Here is a 253-nt window from a genome sequence, read left to right on the forward strand (position 1 = left end):
TAATTTTTTCTGATTTGCTTGGCTTTTAACAATACGGTCCAAATTTTGTCTAATACGTTGATTCGTGCTAGAAATTTTACTTCTAATCCCTTGCAAGTCATAACTCGCATTATCATATAAATCATACGTATCGCATGTTTCATTTATTTGTTGAAAAAGATCAGTTAACACAGGTAATTGATTCATCTTGTCATCTAATATTGGGTATTTAACACCTTCATCTTCTTCAACCAATTGATTATAAAATGTCTTG

The 253-nt window shown here is 30.0% G+C and carries 1 protein-coding gene; it reads right to left on the bottom strand.

Translation table 11 applies throughout. The annotated features are described in order from the left end of the window. Positions 1 to 234, bottom strand: a 234-nt coding sequence (locus GUI70_RS26025) for a hypothetical protein (RefSeq protein WP_202630625.1), incomplete at its 3' end; no start/stop codon positions are given. Between the last annotated feature and the right edge of the window lie 19 nt (positions 235 to 253).

The organism is Deinococcus alpinitundrae (assembly GCF_009982895.1).
GTDB lineage: Bacteria > Deinococcota > Deinococci > Deinococcales > Deinococcaceae > Deinococcus > Deinococcus alpinitundrae.